The sequence below is a fragment of the Streptomyces sp. 11x1 genome (assembly GCF_032598905.1).
Taxonomy (GTDB): Bacteria; Actinomycetota; Actinomycetes; order Streptomycetales; family Streptomycetaceae; genus Streptomyces.
This window is the reverse complement of record NZ_CP122458.1, coordinates 9200817-9224456: the sequence shown is the minus strand read 5'-3', so window position 1 is coordinate 9224456 and position 23640 is coordinate 9200817. Positions and strand designations below refer to the sequence as shown.

Sequence of the window (23640 nt, the reverse complement as noted above, 5' to 3'; positions counted from 1 at the left end):
CAGCCCGAAGCGGGGCGGCACGGGGTGCGGGCCTGGGCGCGAGCGCCCGTCACACCCTCACCCCTTGCCCCCCTTGGTCTGCTTTCTGCCCCTGGCCACGATCAGGTCGGTCAGCAGGGCCGTGCCCGGGCCGAGTGCGGACCAGGTCGGGCCGTGCCAGGAGAGGAAGGCGATCGCCGAGGTGGGGAACTTGGTGCGCACCTCGTCCAGCGCGTCGTCGAGGGCGTCGCCGGCAAGGTCGAGGACGAGCTCCTCCAGACCCGGGTTGTGGCCGACGAGCAGCAGGGTCCGCACCCGGTCGGGGGTCTCGCGCACCACTTCCAGCAGCTCGGGCACCTCGGCCGCGTACACCCGCGCGTCGTGCCGTACGGGCGGTGGCGTGCCCCACTCCGCGGCGGCCAGCTCCCAGGTCTGCCGTGCCCGTACGGCCGTGGAGCACACCGCCAGGTCGGGCAGACAGTCAGCGTCGGCGAGGGCCCGCCCGGCGGCGGGGGCGTCGCGGCGGCCCCGTGGTGCCAGGGGCCGCTCGTGGTCGGGGACGCCCACCGGCCAGGCGGACTTGGCGTGCCGCAGGACGATCAGTCTGCGCAGTGGGCCCGCTCCGGCGCGCGCCTTCATGCCGATGCTCCGATCTGACGAGTGAGCTCCAGCCCGAGGAGCCGGTCCGCGTAGGCGTACGTCTCGAACCGCGCCCCGTCCGATACGTCCGGGGCGCCCTCCACGTCCCGCAGTACGTCGAGCACCGCGCGGACGTCCAGGTCGTCCTCCCAGGCGGCGCGCAGGGCCTGCCGTACGGGCTCGGGAACCGGCCGTGACGGTCGCGTCGCCCACGCCGCCACCGCCGTGCGCCAGTGGTCGAGCGTGTCGGCGGCCTCGGTGAGCGCGGTGGCGTCGAGGGTCGCGGGCGTCCGGCGGGGGTGGGTGAGCAGGGCGAGCCGGAGGGCGGTGCCCGACGCCGACGGCGCCTCGGTGCCCCGCACCGGGGCCACCTCGACCGTGACGTCGGTGTCCGCGCGCTCGGCGCCGACGGCGCTCACTCCATGGTCACCTGCGCCGTCACCGTGGTCATCGCGCCCCTGCCCCCACTCCCCCGAGCCGGTCACGCGCAGCACCCGCTGTCCACCCCTCGTCGCGGTGGTCTCGTTCGGCCGGACGCCGAGGTCGTCGGCGCGGCGCCGCAGTTCGGCGGGCGGGTCGGCGACGAGGAGAACGGGGCTTCCGTCCAGCTCCAGGGCACGGGCGAGGACGTCGGCGACCAGCAGGACCCGCAGGGCCGAGGTGTCCTCCCCCGGCACATGGGCATGGACCCGGGTGAGCGCCCTGCGGATCTCGGCGGGTTCGCCGGTCCGGGCGTCGGTGATACGCAGCACGGGGTGAGCGTAGGCGCGGAAGCGGCCGGACGCAGTGCGGAGGACGGCCTTCCGGTCCACGGGCCGCCGTGAGCGCACCGTGAACGCGCTCACGGACGCACCCGTGAAGGGGCCCGGCGCCGGGAATCGCCGGACACCGCACGCTGTTGGCGCAGGCAGGCCCCGCCACCGGGCGCCTCGCAAGGACGGACGGACAGAGGAGACGGCACATGTACGGCGACCCCGCCACGATCCGCAAGATCCTGACGGAACTCGGCGACACCTGGGCGGTCGTCGGCCTGTCCACCAACCGCGACCGGGCGGCGTACGGCGTCGCGCAGGTCCTCCAGCGCTACGGCAAGCGCGTCGTCCCGGTGCACCCCAAGGCCGAGCCGGTCCACGGCGAGCAGGGTTACGCCTCCCTCTCCGACATCCCCTTCCGCGTGGACGTCGTCGACGTCTTCGTCAACAGCGCCCTCGCCGGTCCCGTCGCCGACGAGGCGGCCCGCATCGGTGCCGAGGCGGTCTGGTTCCAGCTGGGTGTGATCGACGAGGAGGCCTACCGCCGCACCCGCGAGGCGGGCCTGGACATGGTGATGGACCGCTGCCCGGCGATCGAGATCCCCCGTCTGGGCTGACGCCGCCGGACCCGTGCGGACGCGGTCTCCGCGCGGCGGTGCCGCCCCAACACAGGGGGCTTTTCCGGGCGTTGCACCGGGTGCGACACTGGTGCGCTGCGGAATCGGCGGAGCATACGGGGGCGCGATGGGCCAGGCGGTGACCGCGGCCATGCTGCGGGTGACGGATGTACACAAGTCCTACGGCCGAGGCGCCGGCGCCGTGCACGCGCTGCGCGGCGTCTCCTTCGAGGTCCCCCGGGGGGAACTCGTCGCCCTGAAGGGACGGTCGGGCTCGGGCAAGACCACACTGCTCAACATCGTCGGCGGTCTGGACGAACCGGACGGCGGGCGGGTGACCGTCGACGGTCTGCACCTCGGCGACCAGGGCGAGGACGCCCTCCTCGCCCTGCGCCGGGAGCGCATCGGCTTCGTCTTCCAGTCGTTCGGGCTCATCCCGATCCTCACGGCCGCCGAGAACGTCGGCGTGCCCCTGCGGTTGCGCGAGGCGGACCCGCGCGAGCGGCGGGAGCGCGTCGAGCTGCTGCTGTCCCTGGTGGGGCTCGCGGACCACGCGGCGCAGCGGCCGGGCGAGTTGTCGGGCGGGCAGCGCCAGCGGGTCGCCATCGCCCGCGCCCTGGCCAACAGTCCCTCCGTCCTCATCGCCGACGAGCCGACCGGTCAGCTGGACGCGGAGACCGGGCACTCCGTGATGGAACTGCTGCGCGCCGTCGTCCGCAGCGAACGGATCACGGCGCTCGTGGCCACCCATGACACGACGCTCCTCGACCTCGCCGATCGTGTGCTGGAGCTGAAGGACGGCGAGATCACCGAGTCCTGACCCGGTCCCGCCTCAGCCCTCCGGCCGCTCCCCGGCCGAGCCCCGGTCGTCACTGCCGTTCCGGGCGTCGTCCGGGCGGACGGCGATGTGGTCGGGTTCCAGTTCCAGGGCGACCCGGTCACGCATCCCCAGGGCCCGGGTGTACTCGGCGGGGAGCTGGAGGCGGCCGGCCCGGTCGAGCATGGCGTACTCGCGGGCTACCAGGTTCTCCTGCCCGGTGGCGGAGTCGACCTCGCTGTGGCGCAGGACCTCCGTCGCCGTGCGGCCGTCCCGGATGGCGACCGTACGGCGGACCTCGCCGGCGACGGACTGGTCGTGGGTGACGATCACGATGGTCGTCCCCAGCTCCTCGTTGGCGGTGCGGAACGCGGCGAAGACCTGTTCGGCCGTGTGGGAGTCCAGTTCGCCGGTGGGCTCGTCCGCGAGCAGGACCGCGGGATCGTTGGCGAGGGCGACGGCGAGGGCGACGCGCTGCTGCTGGCCGCCGGACATCTCGTGCGGCCGGCGGTCGCGGCAGTCGACGACGTCCAGCAGGTCGAGGAGTTCCAGGGAGCGCTCGGCCCGGGCCCGGCGTCCGCCCCGGGCACGGGCCAGCTGCAGGGGCAGGGCGACGTTCTGCGCGGCGGTGAGATAGGGCAGGAGATTGGCGGAGGTCTGCTGCCGGACGAAGCCGACGGTCCTGCGGCGATAGGCGAGCCGTTCCTTGGCGGACATCGTGACCAGGTCGTGGTCCGCGACCCTGGTCGCTCCGGCGGTCGGTCTGTCCAGTCCCGCGAGGATGTTCATGAGGGTGGATTTGCCGCTGCCGGAGGCGCCGACCAGGGCCAGCAGCTCCCCCTCGCGCACGAGGAGGTCGAGGCCCTGCAGGGCCTGCACCTCCACGCCGTCGGCGGTGAAGATGCGCACCAGGCGGTCGCAGCTGATCAGGGCGTCCTGGCCGTAGGCGGCGGCGTCACGCGCGGCGAGCGCACGGTCGGCGAGTTCGTGGAAGGTCGGGCTGCTGGTCATCGGCTGCTCCTGGGAGGTCGGAGGGGCACGGGCCGGTGCCGGAGGGGGCTCGGTCGGAGGGGGCGGTCGCGGAGGGCTGGACCCTAGGTGTCACCCAGCCTCAGTTCGCGCACCGAGCCACGTCGGCTGGTCCACCAGGCCTGGCCGGCGGGCACCCCGACGGCCAGGAGCAGCACGGCGAGCGCCGGAACCGCCAGCGAGAGCGGATCGGTGCGCAGCACGGCCCCTTCCGGAGCGGACGGGGAGGCCAGGGCGATCGCCGTGAGGTCGACGCCGGGCGCCAGCAGGTGGATGGCGACCCAGCCGGTCAGTACGCCGCCCGCCGCGGCCAGGAAGGCCTGCGGGAGGGCCGTGAGGATCAGCAGTCGGCGGCCCTGGGACCGGGTCATGCCCATCGTGCGCAACCGGGCGAGCAGGGCGCCGCGTTCGGGCACGGTGCGCAGCACGGTCAGCACCAGCGCGAGGATCGCGTACCCGGCGCCCGCGGCGACCGCGACGCCGTACAGGCGTTCCGCGCCCGCCTGGAGCGGTGAGTCGACGTGCCGGTTGCGTTCCTCGGCGCGCAGCCGGACGGTCGCCGCCGTGCCGTCGGCCGCCGAGCGCAGCGCCCGGCCGTCGAGGGCGTCACCGGTCAGCAGCAGGGTCGTCGCACGCGCCTCGCCGCGGGGAAGGCCCGCTCGGTCCACGATCAGGAACTCCTCACCGGACACGGCCGGGGTGCGTTCCCGGACCTGGGCGATCCGGACGGTGACGGAGGTGCCGTCCGGGAGCAGGACGGCGTAGGGGCCGGTGCCGTACTCGTCGGCCACGCGGGGCGAGGCCAGCGCGGGCAGGGGCCGGTCGGCGCCGCCCGCCGTCCCGTCGTCCGCCTGCCGGAGGCTCGCCGCGTCGAACGGTCCCGTGCCCGTACGCTGCGAGAGCCGGGCGTAGCCCTCGGGGTCCACGGCGGCCAGGGGTACCAGCCGACTGCCTTGTTCGGGCTTGGCGTCGTAGGTGACGTGCGCTTGCGTCATGTCCTGTACGCCGGGGAGTCGGCGGACGCGGTCGGGCAGGCTTCGGGGCAGTTCACCGGTGGTGGTCTCGATCCGGCCGTCCGCGCCCACCTCGTGGAGGGCGGCCTGGTCGCGGGCCGCCGTGACGCCCGCCAGGACCGAACCGCCGAACGCGGCCGTGGTCAGGGCGCTGAGCAGGGCGAGCAGCGGCAGCACGGCGAAACCGGGGGCGCGGGCCACATGGGCCAGCGACAGCGGGATCACCAGGCCGCGCAGGCGCGCGGCCGCCCTGCTCAGCGCACGGAGCGGCAGGGGGTGCAGGCGGGCCAGCAGCAGAGCCGCGACGACGCCCGTCAGCAGCGGGGCGGCGGCCACCAGGCCGGTGCTGCCGGCTCCCTGGCGGCGCAGTGCGGCGACCGCCCCCACGGCGATCACCAGGACGGTCAGTTCCGCCACCGTGCAACGCCGTGAGGGCCGGGCGGCGGTGAGGTCCTCGCGCCCGTCGTGCGTCCGTACCGTGCGGTGCGCCACCACGGCGCGCACGGGGAGCACTAGGCAGGCGAAGAGGGTGACGGCGACGGCGGTGAGGACCGCGGGCGCGGTGCGGGCACCGGGCAGGACGAGCAGCGCGGCGGCGAGTCCGAGGGCGCCGGCGGGTACCGCCACCACCGCCGTCTCCGCCAGCAGGCGCGCGGCGAGGCCGGGCAGTGAGGCTCCGCGGGCACGCAGCAGGGCCAGCTCAGCGCGCCGACGATCGGCCGCCACGCCGCCCGCCATGGCGAGGACGATCACGGCGAGGCTGCCGGTGCCGACGGCGGCGAGGAGCAGCAGCGGGTCGATCCCCGACCGGAGCCGTGCGTGGTCCGCGAGAACCTCGTCGAGGTTGGTCTGGGCCTCCAGGCCGTCGTCCACGACCGTCCGCAGTCGTTGTGCTCCCGGCCCCGATTCCAGGGCGGCCACGGCGGACGCCAGCCGGTCGAGGTCGTGGCCGCGCAGGGTGGCGACGTCGGGGGCCACGTGCCAGTACCGCTCGGGTCGCCCGGGGGTGCCCAGGAGGGCCGGGCCCGCGTCGGGGGCGAGGAGCAGGCCGGCGAGCCAGTGGACCTCCGACGGCGGGAGGTCCGGCCGGCGGCTCAGCGCGGGGGTGCGCAGCACCGGCAGGGCCGACCAGTAGGCGCCCTCGGGGGCGCGGGGGACGACGATGCCGGTGATCCGGACGGCGAGCGGGGCGCGGCCCGAGCCCGGTACGTGGATGACCGAGCCCACGCGGATCTTGAGGGTGCGGGCGGTCTCCACGGTGACGGCGGCCTCGACCTGCTCGGTCGCCGCGGTCACCGGCGCGCCCCTGGTGCGCGGCAACCGACCCGCGCTGAGCCGGGCGTGGGAGCCCAGATCCTGCTGGGCGGCGAGCACCATCTGGGCGGGCTGGCCGGCGGGCTGGGGGAGCCAGGAGTCGGACGCCTCCAGGCCGACGGTGGTGCGCACGCCGTACGACGACTGCGCGACGTCGGGGACCAGCGGCGCCTCGGCGGTGGCGAGGATCTCGGCGCGCGCCTCGGTCAGCGGTGCGGCGCGCAGGGCGGCCTCTATCTCCTCGACCGAGTCCATCCAGGGCAGCGGGACCTGCGTCTGCACGGTCGTCTGGTCGGGCAGGGCCTGCTCGACCGCCCGACGCAGCCCGGCGTCCCCGTACCGGTCGACGGCACGCGGGTACGCGGCGGCCAGCGCGGCGGTCACGGCCACCAGGAGCGCGAGGGCCACGGACGTACCGGCGAAGGCCCTGAGCCGGGTCCGCAGTCCGGCCCGTACGGACCGTGGCACGGCCCTGGTCCCCCCGTCGCGAGCGGGCGCCGGGTTCGTGTCACCAGCCCGAGCGGGCGCCGCGTTCGCCTCACCGGCCTGTGGGGGCACGGCCTTCGCATCACCGTCCCGAGCGGGCACTCCGTTCGTCTCTCCGTCCCGAGCGGGCACTCCGTTCGTCTCTCCGTCCCGAGCGGGCACTCCGTTCGTCTCTCCGTCCCGAGGGGGCACCGGACGCGCGTTCACTGTGTCACCTCGTCTCGAAGAGCCGTCACGGGTTTCGCCCGCCGGAGGGCGAGGGCCACGGTCACGAGGGCGGGGCCCGCCGCGAGGGCCGCCAGCAGGGCGGTCAGCCGCAGGAGCGGGAGTTCCACCAGCACGGGCGGGAGCGGTCGGGTGGCCTGCCCGGTCAGGACGACCAGGGGCACCAGCGCGTGCGTCAGCACCGTGCCCAGGGCCGTGCCGACCAGCAGCGCGAGGGTCACCAGGACGCCGTGTTCCACGACGACCAGCCGGGCCAGCCGACGGCGCGGTGTCCCGAGGGCGCGCAGCACGGCGAACTCGCCGTCCCGGGAGCGCATGGCCCCTGCCGCGCTCACCGCGAAGCCGAGGGAGGCGAAGAGGACCGTCACCACCGCCGCCGCGATCAGCGCCGCTTCCGGGGCCGCCCCGAACGGGTCGTCGCGCAGCTTCGCCGCCAGCTCGTCGCGCACCGTCACCTGCTCGGGATCGACGTCGGTCAGGGCGCGCGCGGCCGCCGCGGTGGCCCCGGGCGCGTCCGTGCCCAGCCACCACTCGGTGGGCTTCAGGCTGGTGCCGTAGCGGGCCTGCAGCACCTGGTTGACGGCCCGGAGGTCGACGAACAGGGCCCCGCCGTCCTGTGCGGTGGCTTCCGTGGTGGGCAGGGCGCTCGCGGTGCGGACGATGCGTACGGGCACGGTACGGCCGTCGAACGTGACGTCCACGCGCTGCCCCTCGCGGGCGCCGGACGCGGCGAGGAACCGGTCGGTGGCGACCGCGACGATCTCGGGCGCCGCGGGCTGGACGACCTTGAGCCGGACCTCCAGCGGCAGGGCGGGCGGCATCATGTCGGGCAGCTGGTACCCGGTGTCGTAGGTGAGGGTGAGGGGTGCCGTCGACGTGAGCCGGGGCAGGGTCGGCCGGGCCTCGTCCTCGGGTGGGGCGGCGCCGGAATCGGCCTCGACGGCGGTCGTCCACTTCGTCGGCAGGGTCATCTCTCGGACGTCGCCGTCGCCCGCTGTGGCCGTGAGCCCACCGATGACCAGGCGGTGCCGGTCGGGGCGCTCGGTCGGCTGCGAGGTGCCCAGCCGGAGCGCGATCAGCGCCAGGGGGCCCCGGGCGCCGTCGAGATCCGGGGTCAGCCGGTGCTCACGACCGTCGGCGGGAAGATGGCCGGACGGCAGGTCGTAGGAGGTTCCGTGGCGGTCCCGCACCGTGAGCGTGACGTCCGCCTCCGTCCCCGGCGCGGTGCTGTGCAGGGCGGCGGTCAGGGTGAGCCGGATGGTGCCCCCGGGTATCGCGATGCCCGCGGGGGCGCCGCGTGGCGCGAGCCCGGCGAGCAGCGGGCCGTCCGACAGGTCACGACGCGCCAGCACCGTCCCGGCGGCCTCCGTCGTGTTCAGCGCCACGACGGTCGCCCTGCGGCTGCCGGACAGCGACATCGTGCCCCGGGCCGCGGGGGCGACCGCGTCCACGTGCGGGAGGCCCGCGTAGACGTCCGTCCGGCCGACGACACCGCCTCCGGAGGCCACGACGCGCACCTCGGCGCCCGCGCGGAAGTCGGCCTGGTCGGCCTGGGAGCGGAGCCAGGACGCGTGCTGCCCGATCGCCACCACGCCCAGCGCCACGGAGATGACCAGGAGCAGGACCGGACCGGCCCCGCGCATCGGCCGGCGGCTGAACTGCCAGCCGACCATGGCCGCGGTCAGCCCGTGCCCACGGGTCAGCAGCCGCTCGCCGGCCCGCGCCAGCAGCGGCAGCAGCCGCAGCACCAGAACCGTTCCGGCGAACAGCACCAGCGCGGGCGCCACCACCAGCAGAGGGTCGACACCGAGGACCCCGTCGCGGTCGGCGGTGACGGCACCGGAGTCCTGGCTGCCGAGCAGCCAGAAGGCGACACCGGCCACGGCCAGCAGCCCGACGTCCGCCCCGGCGCGCAGCGGTGCGGACAGCGCTCCCGCCCGCACCGCGACGGTGCCCTCGAGGGTCGCCCGCCACGCCGGGACGGCCACCGCCAGCGCGCACAGCCCGGCCACGGCCGCGGCGACCGCCCACACCTCGGGTCGGCCCCCGGCGGGCACATCGACGCGCACCCCGGTCCGGCCCAGCGCGCCCTGCGCGGCCAGCAGCCGCGTCAACGGGCCCGACAGCAACGGCGCCAGCACCACCGCCGGCGCGGCGATCAGCAGGGCCTCCAGCGCGGCCAGGCCCGCCAGCCGTGCCCGGGTGGCACCGCGCGCACGCAGCAACCGGGTCTCGCCCGTGCGGTCGGAGTCGAGCAGCCGTGCGACCAGCAACAGGGCGCAGGCGGCGAGCAGGGCGAGCTGCCCGGCGACGATCAGCATGCCGGCCCGTGTGACGAGCAGGGAGCGTTCGACGCGGTCCAGCACCTCGGGCAGCGCGGTGGCCGCCGTCGTGGCGCTGCTGAGCGCGGGGTGTTCGCGCAGTTGCGCGTTGCCCGAGCGGGCGGCCTCGCGCAGCGGGCCGATCCGGTCCGTCGTCAGCGAGGAGTAGTCGGCCGAGACCAGCCAGCCCGACGCGCCGACGCTCACCCGGCCCGACGTCGGCACGCCCGCGGCGGTGAGCAGGGGCCCGTACGTCGTGTAGCTCGACGCCTTCGCCCCGCGCCCGCCCAGGTCGTCAAGCTGCCAGTAGGGGGCCCGGACGTCCGTCGGCCGGTACACGCCGGTGATCACCACGGGCACCGCCGGGCCGTCCAGCTGGTCGTCGACGGTCAGCCGGGTGCCGGGGGCCACCCCGAGCCGCCGGGCGGCGCTCTGCGGCAGGGCGACCTCGACGGGCCCGGAGGCGACCGTCTCGCGGGGGAGCCGTCCGGCCACGGTCCGCACCTGGCCGCGGTCCAGGGCCGCGAAGTACGTGAGGTCCGGGTTCCCGCCCCGCTCGGCGGGCTGCCGCAGCTCCCCGGGCAGGGCGTACGGCCCGGACCGCAGCAGCGTACGCACCTCGACGGGCAGCCCGTCGAAGACGGTGCGGGCCCCCGCCCGTACGGCGTCGTCGGCCGCCTGCCGCTCGTCGGCCGGCACGTCGGCCTTGAGCACCAGAGCGGCCTCGGCGGCGGTGCGCTGCTCCGCGAGCGACCGCCGCAGCGCCGCGTCGCCTATCGCACCCGAGTAGGCGGTGAGCGCGGCCAGCACCGCCGTGGTCAGCAGCACGGTCATCAGCACCGCGCCGAGAAGGGCGCGATAGGCCCACGCTCGCAGCACGATGAACCGCAATAAGCCCGCAGGCACAGCTCTTTCCCCCACCGGACCCCCCGTTGCCCCCGTAACCCCCCGTTTTCAACCACACGCACCGGAACGCGCTGCCACGTCGGTAGCGTGCGACTGCGAGAGGGCATTTTAGGACTGACTTTGGTCGTCTTGTGATCGATATCGGTGCTTCTTGAGAGGATCGATGTCTTCAGTCGTACGGAACGACCGCCACCGGTGCACCGACGTGGTGCAGCACCACATGGGTCACCGGACCGATGTGCGCCCCAGCGGCGAACGGCGGACGCGGCGCCCGACGGCGAGCAGGGAGGCGTCCCGGGACGCCTCCAGCAGATGCTCGGCGGCCTTCCCGCGCAGCGACTCCTCCACCACCTCGACGGACGGATACTCCAGCCGCCAGGGACGCAGCGCCGCACTCAGCCCGGCGGCGTCCATACCGCCCAGGTCGGCATCGAGATCCTCGCCCGGGCCCGGCCTCTCCCGCAGTCCGGACCGCGGCGGAGGACTCCAGTCGTGCAGGACGCGCAGCGCGGTGCCCCGCGCGGCGGCCGCCTCGCACGCGAACCGGATCAGCGTGGGATCCGGGTGCGCGAGGTCCACGCCGAGCACGACGGGCCGGAACGGCGTCGCGGCGGCCGGAGCCCCGGCCGGGCCGGGCGCGTGCTCCTCCGCCGCCCGCTCCCCGGCCCGCACGAGGACGACGGGCCGCTCGGTGTGTGCGACCACGTGCAGCCCCACGGAACCGAGCAGGAAGCCGGCGATCCCGCTGAGCCCCCGGGAGCCGAGGACCACCAGCTCGGCCTCCGCTGCCGCATTCACCAGTTCCTCGGACGCCCGCCCCGTCAACTGGTCGACGCAGACGTCCACAGCGGGGTGGCGCCGCCGAATCCCGTCGGCGGTCTCCCTCAGGATCTTCCCGACCCCCGCGCCGTGCTGCCCCTCACGGTTCCGGCCCTCCTCCACCCCCGACTCACCTTCCGCCCCCATCGCTGACGGCCGCCCCATCGGCTCGGAAACCGGCTCCCAGACGTTGAGCAGCCTCAGCGGCAGGGCCCGCAGCCCTGCCTCCCGGGCCGCCTACTCGGCGGCGGCGAGGCTCTCGCGCGAACCGTCGATGCCCACGGTGACGGTGCGGGACATGGACGCACCTCCTGAGGTCGAGGCCTGATCCCAGCGTCGCCGCACGGCGGCGGATCCGCAGGGGCGAGAATCGGACCGTGCTGAGAATCGGATCCGTGGTGCTGGGCGCGTCCGACGTGCGGCGGGCGGCGGCGTTCTGGATGGGTGCCCTCGGGTACGTCCCCCGCGAGGAGCCGGAGGACGACTGGGTGGTCCTGGTGGATCCGCGGGGCGTCGGCGCGCAGATCTCCGTGGGTCTCAGCGAGACACCCGTGCAGGATCGGCCCCGGGTGCACCTGGACCTTTACGCGGGCGACGCGCGGGACCAGGCCGCCGAGGTCGAGCGACTGGTCGGTCTCGGCGCGCACCGCGTCGACTGGGACGACTACCCGGAGGACGCCGACTTCGTCGTCCTCACCGACCCGGAGGGCAACCGCTTCTGTGTGATCGACACCGGCCGGGAGTGATCCCTCACACCGGCAGCAACCGCGTCACCAGTTCCCCGAGCCGCCGCGCGTTCCGGCAGGTGTGCATGTCGACGATCCCGGCGTAGACCGGGGCGGCGGAGTCGCCCACCCCCCAGGTGCTCGGCGTCTCGGGGTTCAGCCAGTGCACGCGGCGGGCCCGGGCCGCGATGCGCCGCAGGGCCTCCTCGTTGGGGTCGAACCCGTTGGTGCGGGCGTCCCCGAGCACGATCACCGACGTACGGGGGCCCACGGCGTCGAGATGGCGCTCGACGAACTCACCGAGCGCGGCCCCGTAGTCGCTGCTGCCGTGCCAACCGGTGAGGGTGGCCTCGGTGGCGATCCGGCGGCCGAGTTCGGCCGGGTCGGCCTGACCGGTGGTGACGAGGCGGGTGACCTCGTCGACGCGATTGACGAAGGCGTAGACCCGCACCTTGCTGAACTGGTCCCGCATCGCCTGCACCAGGAGCATCGTGAAGTTGGCGAACCCGGCGACCGACCCGGAGACGTCACAGAGCAGCACGATCTCCGGACGGGCCGGCCGCTGCCGTCGATGGGCGGGACGCAGCGGTACGCCCCCGGTGGACAGCGAGCGCCGTAGCGTGCGCCGGATGTCGATCTGACCGCGCGCGGCCCGGCGCCGCCTGGCGGCCAGTCGGGTCGCGAGCTTACGCGCCAACGGCTGGACGGTACGGCGCAGTTCGACGAGTTGCTCACGGTTCGCGACGAGGAAGTCGACCTGGTCGGCGCTCCGCGCGACACCCCGCTCGGCGATCATGTCCGCGCCCCGGCGCTCGGCGACCCGCCGCCGCGCCTCCGTCCGTACCCGGTCGCGGAAGTCCTCGATACGGCGCCGGACCTCGTCGGCGTCCAGCCGCTCGGTGAACCCTGCCGAACCGAGCCCAGACGCGGTGCTTCCTCCCGGGCCGAGGGTGAGCCCTCCACCGAACCCCATACGGAACGCGCCACCGGCCCCACCTCCCCCACCGGCACCGGTGAGCCCGGGCTCCGCGCCCGCCCCCTGTTCCCTCGCACTCGCCAGGATCCGTGCCAGCAGCGTCTGCGGGCGGAGGCGGTCCAGCGTCTGGTGGGCGGACCAGCCGTCGGAGCCGGGGGAGCCGTAGCGGCCGAGCAGTTCCACGGCCTCGGCGGCGAGTCGGGTGAGCGCGGCCGTGTCGTGCGCGGCCAGCGCCTCGGCGAGCCGCTCCCGCAACTCGTCCCGGTCCCCGGCCGACGCGCCCCGCGCCCCCGTCAACTCCCCCACGCCGAGCGGGAAGTACAGCTCGAAGGTCGCGTCGAAGACGGGTCGCTGCCGGTCGGCACGGAGCAGTGCCGCCGCCAGCCCCTCCCGGATCCGCTCCCGGTCGGCGAGACCCAGCACCTCCAGCACGGCCGCCGCGTCCACGGTCTCACCGGGTCCGATCCGTATCCCGTGGCCACGCAACGCCCGGACCAGCGCGGTCAGCCGCTCGGCCAGCGGAGAGACGGAGGACGCCGAGGAGGCGGGAGAGCCGGGCGAACCGCTCATACCAGCGTCAGCTTCCGCGCGGCCTTCTCGATGTCGTCCTGGTGCTTGAGGATCACGCCGAGACTGTCCCGGACGACCGTCTCGTCGAGGGTGTCGGCGCCGAGGGCGAGCAGGGTGCGCGCCCAGTCGATCGTCTCGGCGACGGAGGGTGCCTTGCGCAGCTCCATCTCGCGCAGCGCACCGACCACCCGGACCAGCGAGTCGGCGAGCGCGGCGTCCAGGCCGGGGACCCTGAGCCGTACGATCCGCTGCTCCAACTCGGCGTCGGGGAAGTCGAGGTGGAGGAAGAGGCAGCGGCGGCGGAGCGCCTCGGAGAGCTCCCGCGTGGCGTTCGAGGTGAGGACGGTGAAGGGGCGCCTGGTCGCGGCGATCGTGCCCAGCTCGGGAACGGTGACCTGGAAGTCGCTCAGCACTTCCAGCAGCAGCCCCTCGACCTCGACGTCCGCCTTGTCGGTCTCGTCGATGAGGAGCACGGTCGGCTCGTCGCCCCGGATCGCAGTCAGCAGGGGGCGGGTGAGGAGGAACTCCTCGCTGAAGATGTCGGAGCGCGTCTCGTCCCAGGCCTCGTCGCGCCCGGCCGTGATGCGCAGCAGCTGCTTGGCGTGGTTCCACTCGTACAGGGCGCGGGACTCGTCGATGCCCTCGTAGCACTGGAGCCGGACCAGGCGGGCGGCGCCCACCTGGGCGACGGCCTTGGCCAGCTCGGTCTTGCCGACGCCTGCGGGGCCCTCCACCAGCAGCGGCTTGCCTAGCCGGTCGGCCAGGAAGACCGTGGTGGCGACGGCGGTGGAGGCCAGATAGCCGGCTTCCGCGAGCTGTGCGGAGACGTCGTCCACGGACGAGAAGAAGCCGGTGCCGACGAAGTCCTCCCCCGCGCGCCCGCCGCTCGGGCCGCGCGTGCCGTTTTCGTCCCGCGCGCCGCCGACGCCGTTCACCACGTTCGTGTCGGTCATGTGGCCCCTCCCGCTCCGCCCGGCGTACGAGGCACCTCCCCGACACCCTCACCAAAGTTACCAAGCGGTCGCTTGGGCTGCGCTAAGCCGTCACGACCAGCCGCGTGATCAGGTCCCCCCACCCGAGCTCCAGCCGGTCGAGGGACATCCCGCGCCGCTCCACCAGGTGGTCGACGAGGTTGATGTCCAGGTAGCCCAGCAGGGTCTGCGCCAGCAGTTCGATGTCGCCCTGCGTCCCGGCGCGGCGCAGCAGCATGCACAGGTGGGCGAGGCGGAGCTGGGCGGCCGGGTGGGCATGCCTGCGGGTGGCGGCCGCGCGGGCGGCGAGGTAGAGGTCGCGGTGGGCGTACTCGTGGCGGATGACGGCGGCGCCGAAGGCCCGGAGCCGCTCGACGGGAGGCGCGTCGGGGCCGAGCGGCGGCGGGCCGGTCAGGAAGGAGGCCTGGAACTCCCGCTCGTGGTGGTCCAGGAGCGCGACCAGGAGCCCGAACCGGTCGCCGAACCGCCGGAAGACGGTGCCCTTGCCCACCTCGGCGGCGGTCGCCACGCCCTCCATCGTCAGGTTGGCGGCTCCGCACTCCGCCGCGAGCCGGGCGGCGACCTCCAGCAGGCGCGTACGGTTGCGGGCCGCGTCCGCGCGCAGCCGTGGCTGGTCGGAGGCAGTGGGGGTGAGGTCCAGCAGTCCGTCGAGGGGGTCGGGGGCCTGAGGCGCCGGGAAGGGCGGCAGCGACTCTTTCATGAAAAGAGCGTAACGCTCACCACACACAAGTGGACCCCGGTCCGGATAGCTGCTACAAATTTCAACGGACCCCGGTCCGTTTAGTTTTTCCCGCGGGCCTCGGCCCGTCGGCTTTTCCTGACGTGTTCCTTACGTGCACATCCTTGCTAGGAGTCAGCTCATGTCCGTACGCATCCTCGCGCTCGTCGGCAGCCTTCGCGCCGGTTCGCACAACCGCCAGCTCGCCGAGGCGGCCGTGAAGCACGCCCCCGAGGGCGTCGAGATCGAGCTGTACGAGGGTCTGGCCGACGTCCCGTTCTACAACGAGGACATCGACAACGAGGCCGCCCTCCCGGCCACCGCTGCCCGGCTGCGTGAGGCCGCCGGCCAGGCCGACGGCTTCCTGCTCTTCTCCCCCGAGTACAACGGCACCATCCCCGCCGTCCTGAAGAACGCCATCGACTGGCTGTCGCGCCCGTACGGCGCCGGCGCCTTCACCGGCAAGCCCGTCGCCGTGGTCGGCACCGCGTTCGGCCAGTTCGGCGGCGTGTGGGCGCAGGACGAGACCCGCAAGGCCGTCGGCATCGCCGGCGCCACGGTCCTGGAGGAGGCCAAGCTCTCCATCCCCGGCTCGGTCGTCCGCTTCGCCGAGACCCACCCGGCCGACGACGCCGAGGTCGTCACCGGCCTCACCGAGGTCCTGGCCCAGCTCAGCACCAAGGCCGACACCGCCGCCGCCTGAGGTTAGTCCTCAGCCACACCTCGTCGGGTTCCGGGCCGCCACCCGGGGCTCGACGTCGGCGTTGCGGGGCTGATGCCCTTCAGACGGTGACGCCCAGCCCCTCCAGCACCACCGCGTTCGGCAGCTCCGCGAACGCCTTCCCCGGTACCAGCAGCTTGCCGCGCCGCCGTCCGCTGCCGACCAGGACGTAGGGCAGGTCGACCACGGCCGCGTCGACCAGGACCGGCCACGACGCCGGCAGCCCGACCGGCGTGATGCCGCCGTACTCCATCCCGGTCTCCCCGGTGGCGGTGTCCATCGACGCGAACGAGGCCTTGCGGGCGCCCAGTTGACGGCGGACCACGCCGTTGACGTCGACGCGGGTGGTGGAGAGCACGACACAGGCGGCCAGGCTCGACTCGCCGCCCCGCTTGCCCGCGACGACCACGCAGTTGGCGGATCGTTCGAGCAGGTCCTGCCCGTAGTGCTGGACGAACACCGCGGTGTCGGCCCACTCGGGGTCCGTCTCGACGTACAGGAACCGGTCGGCAGGCACGCTGCCGGACCAGCCGCGTACGGCGTCGGCGACCGGGCGGACGAGATCGTCCAGGCAGTCGGGGGCGGGGGTGGCGTGGTCGAAGTCTCCGATGGGTGCGCGCATGGGCCGCACGGTAACAAAGCCCGTGGGCCCCTGATCCGCCGTCTCAGTGCACGCCGGGCACCGAGACCGTCAGCACCATCTCGGTCGGCACCTCGCCCCGATTGGCGTACTCGTGGGGCGCGTTGGCCTCGAAGGTGACGCTCGCGCCGGCCGGGACCCGGTACTCGGCACCCTCCACGGTGAGGGTCAGCTCGCCCGCCGTGACATGCGCGATCTCGACCGTGCCCCCGGGGTGCGGGTCCGACCGGCTGCCCTCCCCCGGCATCAGCCGCCAGTTCCACATCTCCAGCGGACCGGGCGCCTCCGTACCGGCCAGCAGCCGGCTGTAGCTGCCCGCCTCGGTGTGCCACAGCCGCACCACCTGCTCGGCCGGAACGACCCTGACCTTGGGCCCCTGCGCGTAGTCGAGCAGGGTGGTGATGCTGACACCGAGGGCGTCGCCGATCTTGACGACGGTGCCGAGACTGGGGTTGGTGCGGGCCTGTTCGATCTGGATGAGCATCCCGCGGCTGACTCCGGCGCGAGCCGCCAGGGTGTCCAGGGTGAACCCCCGCTCGGTGCGCCAGCGCTTGACGTTCCGCGCCAGGGACTGGGTCAGCAGGTCGAGGTCCGACACATTCCGTCCAAAGTCTCAGTCGTCTCGGTTGTCTCAGTTGTCTCGGTGACAGAGTCCAACACGTTGAACGAGGTGAGGTGCACCCGACGTTCACCGAACTGTACTGCGAGGGCGGCGCCCCTCCAGGGCCGTGGGGCGTGGTCATGTGCGGCTGCCCCCGCGTGCCTAGGCGGACTCCTCCGCCCCCTCCGCGTCCCACTCGGCGAGCGCCAGCAACTGCTCCGGTGTGACCCCGTCGGGGATCGGGACCGGCGCGGGTGTCCGGATCGGCGGCTGCCACCCCGCCACCGGGTCCCACCGGCGCACGACCCGCGCGGGCGCCCCGGCCACCACCGAGTGGTCCGGCACCGTCCCGCGCACCACCGCCCCCGCCGCGACCACCACGTTGCGCCCGACCCGCGCCCCCGGCAGGATCACCGCGCCGGTGCCGATCCAGCAGCCGCGTCCGATCGACACCGGGTCCATACGGGGCCACTGCTTGCCGATCGGCTGGTGCGGGTCGTCGTAGGAGTGGTTGGTGGAGGTCACGTACACGTACGGCCCGAAGTAGCAGTCGCTGCCGATCGTGACGGTGGTGTCGGCGATGACATGGCTGCCGCGCCCGAGCACGACGCCGTCCCCGATGCGCAGGATCGGTTCCGCGCCGAGGTCCAGGTCGGGCATCAGTCCGGCGGTCAGGGTGACCTGCTCGCCGATGATGCAGTGGGAGCCCAGGTGGATCCACGGCTCGCCGAAGACCGTGCCGAGCGGAAAGGCCAGCCTGGTACCCGTTCCCATCGCGCCGAAGCGGAAGCGGCCGGGCCGCTCGGCCGTCACCGACCCCGTGCGCTGCAGCCACGCCCAGCCCGCGTGGACGGCGCGCTGCGCGAGGCGGCCCGCCCAGGACGAGAACGTGTTCTTCTTCGGCACCCGCTCACCGTACTCACCGGGCGGCACCGGCAGGACGTCGTACGGCTGTGATCTTCACCCCACGCGACGCGCACCCCATGGCTTACGGTGCGGGTGAGGACTGATCTTCACCCAGCATCTGGAGGCGGCGATGAACCGGCAGCGGGCCCTCATCACGACGTTCGACGGCAAGAAGCCGGAGGTGGAGGAGGCCGCGTTCGTCTCCCCCACGTCGACGGTGATCGGCGACGTGACCCTGCGGCCGGGGTCGAGCGTCTGGTACGGGGCGGTGCTGCGGGCCGAGTTCGAGCCGATCGTCATCGGCGCGGACACCAACGTCCAGGACAACTGCACGCTCCACGTCGACCTCGGCTTTCCCATCTCGATCGGCGAGCGTGTGTCGATCGGGCACAACGCGGTGGTGCACGGGGCGACCGTCGAGGACGACTGTCTGATCGGGATGGGCGCGACGGTGCTGAACGGCGCGGTGATCGGCGCGGGGTCCCTGGTCGCCGCGCAGGCCCTGGTCCCGCAGGGGATGCGGGTGCCGCCCGGATCACTGGTGGCGGGGGTGCCCGCGAAGGTGAAGCGACCGCTCACCGACGAGGAGCGGCAGCTGGTGACGCTGAACGGCACGCACTACACGGAGCTGGCCAAGGCGCACCGGAAGGCGCAGGAGGAGTACGGGGCGTAGGACCGGCGCGCGGGCGCGGGAGGGGCACGGGGCGCGGACCGCCCGCGGGTGGTGGGCCCGGCGGGCCGGCACTCGGCGGCCGCGCGCCTCCCGTCGCACGTCTCACTCCGCGGCGGTGACCAGTTCCCCCTCGGCCGTCTCGGCCGTCTCCGCCTTCTCCGCGGCCTTCTTCGCCTTGCGCTTGATCACCAGCATCGAGGTGACGCCGATCAGGACCGCCAGGACCAGGCCCAGCCAGGAGAAGCGCTTGAGCCAGGCCTCGGCGACGATGCCGACGTAGTAGATGACGGCGGTGGTACCGCCGGCCCAGAGGATGCCGCCAAGGACGTTGGCGACGAGGAAGCGCCAGTAGGGCATCTGGAGGACGCCGGCGAGGGGGCCCGCGAAGATGCGGAGCAGGGCGATGAAACGGCCGAAGAAGACGGCCCACATGCCCCACCGGTCGAAGGAGCGCTCGGCGACGGCGATGTTGCTCTCGCTGAAGTGCTTGGGGAACCGTCGGTTGAGCTTGGCCAGCAGGGGACGTCCGCCCCTGCGGCCGATGGCGTAACCGATGGAGTCGCCGATGATCGCGCCGGCGGTGGCGCAGGCCCCGAGGACGAAGGGGTCGATCTCTCCGTGCTGGGACGCGAGCAGCGCAGAGGAGACCAGGATGATCTCGCCCGGCAGCGGGATGCCCAGGCTCTCCAGGCCGATGACCAGCCCCACCAGCAGGTAGATGCTGAGCGGAGGCACTGTTTCGAGCCACTCCTGGACGTGCAAAGCCGGTTCCTCCCGTGCGAGCGGATCAAGTGGATCAAGTGGGTGAGGCGGTACTCATGACCCCCGGCGCCCGCTCTCGACGGAGCGCGCGCCGGGGCAGCCTACCCGCTTACTCGGACGGCGACGGGGTCCCGCGGGTTGCCCCACGGGTCACACCGGTGCTCACCGTGCACGGCCGCGCCCAGTGCGTCACCGCCCTGTGGGGGCGGGGCGCCGGAGCACGCCGGTGCCCGGCGTCGGGCCCACCGGGGCACCACCGGATCACGCGTTGGGGCGAAGCGTCCAGACGACCGTCATCTCGCCCGTCACGGCTCCGTCGGCACGTCGGATCGCGATGGTGACGGGGAACTCCGGGCGCTGTCCGGCGTCGAGTTCGGCCACGACCTCGGCGGCGGGGCGGCCGAGGGTCGCGGTGGCCGTGACCTGCCCCATCGCGAGCTTCTTGTACGCGATCTCCGCGCGGACCGCGAGCGGCACGGCGCGCGAGAGCTGGTCCCCGAACGCGGCGAGGACGATCGCCCCGCTCGCCGTCTCCCCCAGCGTGAACATGGCACCGGCGTGCGGTCCGCCGACATGGTTGTGGAACTCACCCTGGTCCGGCAGCGCCACCACGGCCTTCTCCGGGGTGGCCTCCAGGAACTCCAGCTTCAGGGTCCTGGCCATCGGCACCGTGGCGGCGAGCATCTCGCCGATCGACATCTGGTCTGCGCTCATGGCGCGATGTTACCCGCCAGTAGGCAGCCATGACCAGGGGCTCTCGCCGGGCGGAGGCGTTCGCGTCCGAGAACCCGGCATCTCCGTGATCGGCCGAGCACCTCCCGGCGGCGCGGGGGACGTCGGGCCAAAGGCCGCCGCCTCGGGGTGATTTGGAGCCGTTCGTCCCGACTGCAAAGCAGCTTCGTGGACTCCCGTGGCACCCCGCCCCCCGGCGCATCTATGGTTACGAGCCATGTGGCCAGGACAGCAGCAGCCGCCCGGGGGCGAGCACCAACCGCAGCAGCCGAACCCGTACCAGCAGCCGGGGTACGACCAGTCCGGACAGCCGGTACAGCCGGGATACCAACAGCAGGGGTACCAGCAGCCGAACCCCTACCAGCAGCCCGGATACCAGTCGACGGGTCAGCAGGCCCAGTACGGGCAGCAACCGCAGTGGGGCGCGCAGGCCCCCGCGGGCCCGCCGGTGCCGCCGGGCGGAGGCGGCGGCAACCGGACGAAGCTGATCGCGATCGTCGCGGCCACGGCCGTGGTCGTGGCTGCCGGTGTGACGGGGTTCCTGGTGCTCGGCGCCGACAGCGACAAGGACAAGTCGCAGACCCAGTCCGCTCCTTCGGGCTCCCCGTCGCCGACCGCGTCCGAGAGCGAGGACAACCCGCGCGGCGAGGACGCCGGCGCGAAGCCGACCGTCGAGGGCTGGAAGGTCGTCGTCAACCCCAAGTGGGGTACGGCCTTCGACGTGCCCGCCGACTGGGAGGTGCAGTCGCCCGACACCTTCATCGGCTTCGAGGACTCCGAGAAGGGCGACGGCTCGGTCCTCATCGGGATGTCGGCGCCCGCCGTCCTCAAGGAGAAGTACTGCACCTCCGACGACGACAAGGACGGCCGCAAGGAGTCGAGTTCCCTCGCCGCCGCGGGCACCAAGGGCCAGCAGGGCGCCAAGGGCACCGAGGACATCGCCCGCAACGACTCGGCGTGGTGGGTCTTCGGCGGGTACACCGACCAGAAGCCCGCCTCGAAGAAGAAGTTGACCATCGGCAAGCCCAAGGCGTACACCACGACGTCGGGCGTCGAGGGCAGTGTCGCGACCACGTACTCGACGGGCGTCGCCAAGAAGGGCAAGTGCGACACCGACGGCAAGGCGACGACGTTCGCCTTCAAGAACTCGGCCGGTGACTACGTCTCCTGGACCTTCCACGGTGACAAGGACGTGCAGGAGGAGGTCCCGGACGCGACGGTGCAGAAGATCCTGAGCACGGTACGCCTCTACGGCGACCCGACAGGCGGCTGAGCGGCCACACGGCCGGCCCTCGCCGGCGAACTCCGGTGAAGCCGACGCCCACCGCACAGGGCCCGCCGCCAAGGGGCGGCCTCGCCTGGCCCGATCCCGCCGCATCAGATGAGGAAACGGTTTGGCAGAAGGTGTCGGGGCGGCGATAGTCGGCGGGTGACCACTCCCGCCGCTCCCCGTCGCCGCCCCGCATGGGCCGGCCGCAACTACACCCTGCTGACGACGGCCGCGGTCGTCACCAACCTGGGCAGCAACGGCGCCCTGATCGCGGCCGCGTTCGCGGTCCTGGAGGCGGGCGGCGACGGCGGGGACGTCGGGCTGGTCGCGGCCGCGCGCACCCTGCCCCTGGTGCTGTTCCTGCTGGTCGGCGGTGCGATCGCCGACCGGTTGCCCCGGCACCGGGTGATGGTCGCGGCGAACGTCCTCAACTGTCTCTCCCAGGCCGCCTTCGCCGCCCTGGTCCTCACCGGCGAGGCACGGCTGTGGCAGATGATGCTGCTCTCCGCGCTCGGCGGCGTCGGCCACGCGTTCTTCGGCCCGGCCGCCGAGGGCATGCTGCTGTCCTCCGTCACCGCCGAGCAGGCGGGCCGGGCCTTCGCACTGTTCCGCTTCGCCTCGCAGGGCGCGACCATGAGCGGCGCGGCCCTCGGCGGCGCCCTGATCGCGGTGATCGGCCCCGGCTGGGTGCTCGCGGTGGACGCGGCGGCGTTCGCCCTGGCCGGCGCCCTGCGCGCCTTCCTGGACGTGAGCCACATACCGGAGCGCGGGGCGGGCGGCGGACTGCTCGCGGATCTCCGGGACGGCTGGCGGGAGTTCACCGGCCGTACCTGGCTGTGGGCGATCGTCGTCCAGTTCTCCCTGGTGAACGCGGTGATCGTCGCCGCCGACGCGGTCTACGGCCCGCAGGTCGCCCGGGACAGCCTGGGCGGGCCGGGCCCCTGGGGCCTGGCCCTGGGTTTCTTCGGGGCCGGCAACGCCGCCGGAGCGCTGCTCATGGCCCGCTGGAAACCACGCCGTCTCCTCCTCGTAGGCGTCCTGTGCGTCTTCCCCTTCGCCCTGCCGTCCGCCGCGCTGGCCGTGCCGGTGCCGATCGCCGTGCTGTGCCTGACCATGTTCGTCAGCGGTCTGTCGATCGAGGTGTTCGGGGTCTCCTGGATGACCGCGCTGCACCAGGAGATCCCCGAGGACAAGCTGTCCCGGGTCTCCGCGTACGACTGGTTCGGCTCGGTGGCGATGGTGCCGCTCGCCGCCGCGCTGGCGGGCCCGGCGGAGAGCGCCTTCGGACGGACGACCGCCCTGTGGGGCTGTGCCGGGCTGTGCGTGGCCGCGACGGCCGCCGTGCTGTGCGTACGGGACGTGCGCAACCTGACCCGGCACAGCACGCCGGTTGCCCTGGCCAAACCCGGCGCCGGCCCCGAACCCGCTGCCGGGGACGGGACCGGGTCCGCCGCCGCCCCGCGGCCCGAGCCGGGTCGTACGACCGACGGCGAGCCCGGTTCAGCCGATGCCGAAGGCCCCGTCGGGCGGCTCGGGTGACGGTACGGCGTTCTCCTCGCGCACGGGCGCGGCGCCGCCGATGAACGCGCGCAGCGCCGTGCCGTGCTCGACCCGCGCGGGGAAGGCGTCGGCGGCGGCCCGCCGGGCCAGGACGGCTATGTCGAGCGGTCGATGGGCGGCGACCAGCACGGCGTTGCCGAACCTCCGGCCGCGCAGCACCGCCGGTTCGGCGATCAGCGACAGCTCCTCGAACACCGTTGCCAGCGTGGCCAGTTGGGAGCGCAGGAAGGTGAACGGCGCGGCATCGGCCAGGTTCGCCAGGTACACACCGTCCGCGCGCAGCACCCGTTCGACGGCCCGCGCGTACCCCACGGTCGACAGATGCGCCGGGACCCGTGAACCGCCGAACACATCGCCCACGAGGACGTCGGCGGAGTCGGCGGGGGCCGCTTCGAGCCATTGCCTCGCGTCCGCCCCGTGCAGCGCGATGTCCGCGTCGGCGGGCGGCGGCAGCTGCTCGACGACCAGGTCCAGCAGGCCCCGGTCGTACTCGACGACCCGCTGCCGGGACCCGGGCCGGGTGGCAGCCACGTAGCGGGGCAGGGTGAGCGCGCCCCCGCCGACGTGCACCACGTCGAGTGGCAACCCCGGCTCCGCGACCGTGTCCAGCACGTGCCCGAGCCGCCGCGCGTACTCGAACTCCAGATGGGTGGGCTCGTCCAGATCGACGTACGACTGCGGCGCCCCGTCCACGGTCAACAGCCAGGCCCGTTCCCGGTCGACGTCGGGCATGAGCTTGGCGGTGCCCCGGTCGATGGCACGGGAGACGGGTATGGCTTCGTTCACGCTCCCCATTCTGGTGCAGGGAGCGGCCCGCGGGACGCGCGGGGAACCGCGCGACCGGCCGTGCGCCGGCCCGCGGTCCCCCGCCCGTGGC

21 protein-coding genes and 1 pseudogene are annotated in these 23640 nt (G+C 73.9%); 7 read left to right on the top strand and 15 right to left on the bottom strand.

The annotated features are described in order from the left end of the window. Positions 1-57 precede the first annotated feature (57 nt). Both P8T65_RS40610 and P8T65_RS40605 read right to left on the bottom strand, forming a co-directional pair. Positions 58-618, bottom strand: coding sequence for a histidine phosphatase family protein (locus P8T65_RS40610; protein WP_316730396.1), 561 nt, complete (start codon positions 616-618; stop codon positions 58-60). After that, the gene (locus tag P8T65_RS40605) at positions 615-1370 is read right to left on the bottom strand and encodes a hypothetical protein (RefSeq protein WP_316730395.1); all 756 of its coding nucleotides are present in this window, start codon (positions 1368-1370) and stop codon (positions 615-617) included. The genes P8T65_RS40610 and P8T65_RS40605 overlap by 4 nt, the downstream gene beginning before the upstream one ends. 209 nt (positions 1371-1579) lie before the next feature. Between P8T65_RS40605 and P8T65_RS40600 the strand changes: the two genes are divergently transcribed. Further along, positions 1580-1987 (top strand): CoA-binding protein, encoded by a 408-nt coding sequence (locus P8T65_RS40600; protein WP_184896752.1) that lies wholly within the window; start codon positions 1580-1582, stop codon positions 1985-1987. A gap of 127 nt (positions 1988-2114) precedes the next feature. Continuing rightward, positions 2115-2807, top strand: a complete 693-nt coding sequence (locus P8T65_RS40595) for an ABC transporter ATP-binding protein (protein WP_316730391.1) — start codon at positions 2115-2117, stop codon at positions 2805-2807. Between the two features lie 12 nt (positions 2808-2819). Here the strand turns inward: P8T65_RS40595 and P8T65_RS40590 are convergent, their stop codons facing one another. From P8T65_RS40590 to P8T65_RS40575, 4 genes and pseudogenes are all read right to left on the bottom strand, one after another. Beyond that, entirely contained in the window at positions 2820-3815 is a 996-nt protein-coding gene (locus tag P8T65_RS40590; RefSeq protein WP_316730390.1) for an ABC transporter ATP-binding protein, read from the bottom strand. Between the two features lie 83 nt (positions 3816-3898). Continuing rightward, positions 3899-6628 (bottom strand): ABC transporter permease, encoded by a 2730-nt coding sequence (locus tag P8T65_RS40585; RefSeq protein WP_316730389.1) that lies wholly within the window; start codon positions 6626-6628, stop codon positions 3899-3901. 221 nt (positions 6629-6849) lie between these two features. Next, a complete protein-coding gene (locus tag P8T65_RS40580; RefSeq protein WP_316731874.1) occupies positions 6850-10026 on the bottom strand; it encodes an ABC transporter permease in 3177 nt (1058 codons plus the stop codon). A 241-nt stretch (positions 10027-10267) separates the two neighbouring features. Then, positions 10268-11217: pseudogene (locus tag P8T65_RS40575) on the bottom strand (universal stress protein). A gap of 77 nt (positions 11218-11294) precedes the next feature. Between P8T65_RS40575 and P8T65_RS40570 the strand changes: the two are divergent. Beyond that, a complete protein-coding gene (locus P8T65_RS40570; protein ID WP_316730387.1) occupies positions 11295-11663 on the top strand; it encodes a VOC family protein in 369 nt (122 codons plus the stop codon). Between the two features lie 4 nt (positions 11664-11667). On the opposite strand, the gene P8T65_RS40565 is transcribed toward P8T65_RS40570, so the two are convergent. The 3 genes from P8T65_RS40565 to P8T65_RS40555 form a co-directional block, all read right to left on the bottom strand. Continuing rightward, positions 11668-13188, bottom strand: a complete 1521-nt coding sequence (locus P8T65_RS40565) for a VWA domain-containing protein (RefSeq protein ID WP_316730386.1) — start codon at positions 13186-13188, stop codon at positions 11668-11670. Continuing rightward, positions 13185-14141, bottom strand: coding sequence for a MoxR family ATPase (locus tag P8T65_RS40560; protein WP_316730384.1), 957 nt, complete (start codon positions 14139-14141; stop codon positions 13185-13187). Before P8T65_RS40560 ends, P8T65_RS40565 begins: the two co-directional genes overlap by 4 nt. A gap of 82 nt (positions 14142-14223) precedes the next feature. Next, positions 14224-14880: a TetR/AcrR family transcriptional regulator gene (locus P8T65_RS40555; RefSeq protein ID WP_316730383.1), complete on the bottom strand. Its 657-nt coding sequence runs from the start codon at positions 14878-14880 to the stop codon at positions 14224-14226. Between the two features lie 160 nt (positions 14881-15040). Between P8T65_RS40555 and P8T65_RS40550 the strand changes: the two genes are divergently transcribed. Continuing rightward, positions 15041-15601: an NAD(P)H-dependent oxidoreductase gene (locus tag P8T65_RS40550; RefSeq protein ID WP_316730382.1), complete on the top strand. Its 561-nt coding sequence runs from the start codon at positions 15041-15043 to the stop codon at positions 15599-15601. Between the two features lie 79 nt (positions 15602-15680). Here the strand turns inward: P8T65_RS40550 and P8T65_RS40545 are convergent, their stop codons facing one another. The 3 genes from P8T65_RS40545 to P8T65_RS40535 form a co-directional block, all read right to left on the bottom strand. Then, positions 15681-16241: a YbaK/EbsC family protein gene (locus P8T65_RS40545; protein ID WP_316730380.1), complete on the bottom strand. Its 561-nt coding sequence runs from the start codon at positions 16239-16241 to the stop codon at positions 15681-15683. Between the two features lie 43 nt (positions 16242-16284). Further along, the gene (locus tag P8T65_RS40540) at positions 16285-16857 is read right to left on the bottom strand and encodes a helix-turn-helix domain-containing protein (protein WP_184896732.1); all 573 of its coding nucleotides are present in this window, start codon (positions 16855-16857) and stop codon (positions 16285-16287) included. A 165-nt stretch (positions 16858-17022) separates the two neighbouring features. Continuing rightward, positions 17023-17766, bottom strand: a complete 744-nt coding sequence (locus P8T65_RS40535) for an acyltransferase (RefSeq protein WP_316730378.1) — start codon at positions 17764-17766, stop codon at positions 17023-17025. A 130-nt stretch (positions 17767-17896) separates the two neighbouring features. On the opposite strand from P8T65_RS40535, the gene P8T65_RS40530 reads away from it, so the two are divergent. Beyond that, on the top strand, positions 17897-18439 hold the full coding sequence (locus P8T65_RS40530) for a gamma carbonic anhydrase family protein (RefSeq protein ID WP_316730377.1): 543 nt from the start codon (positions 17897-17899) through the stop codon (positions 18437-18439). Positions 18440-18541: 102 nt separating this feature from the next. Here P8T65_RS40530 and P8T65_RS40525 read toward each other — a convergent pair whose 3' ends face one another. Continuing rightward, a complete protein-coding gene (locus tag P8T65_RS40525) occupies positions 18542-19201 on the bottom strand; it encodes a DedA family protein (protein ID WP_316730376.1) in 660 nt (219 codons plus the stop codon). Positions 19202-19462: 261 nt separating this feature from the next. Next, a complete protein-coding gene (locus tag P8T65_RS40520) occupies positions 19463-19900 on the bottom strand; it encodes a DUF4442 domain-containing protein (RefSeq protein ID WP_184898743.1) in 438 nt (145 codons plus the stop codon). 250 nt (positions 19901-20150) lie between these two features. On the opposite strand from P8T65_RS40520, the gene P8T65_RS40515 reads away from it, so the two are divergent. Beyond that, entirely contained in the window at positions 20151-21206 is a 1056-nt protein-coding gene (locus P8T65_RS40515) for a hypothetical protein (RefSeq protein WP_316730375.1), read from the top strand. A 156-nt stretch (positions 21207-21362) separates the two neighbouring features. Continuing rightward, positions 21363-22742 carry an MFS transporter gene (locus tag P8T65_RS40510; protein WP_316730373.1) on the top strand — a complete coding sequence of 460 codons (1380 nt, stop codon included), beginning with the start codon at positions 21363-21365 and terminating at the stop codon, positions 22740-22742. On the opposite strand, the gene P8T65_RS40505 is transcribed toward P8T65_RS40510, so the two are convergent. After that, a complete protein-coding gene (locus P8T65_RS40505; RefSeq protein WP_316730371.1) occupies positions 22704-23549 on the bottom strand; it encodes a fused MFS/spermidine synthase in 846 nt (281 codons plus the stop codon). The two genes, P8T65_RS40510 and P8T65_RS40505, sit on opposite strands and share 39 nt — an antisense overlap. Between the last annotated feature and the right edge of the window lie 91 nt (positions 23550-23640).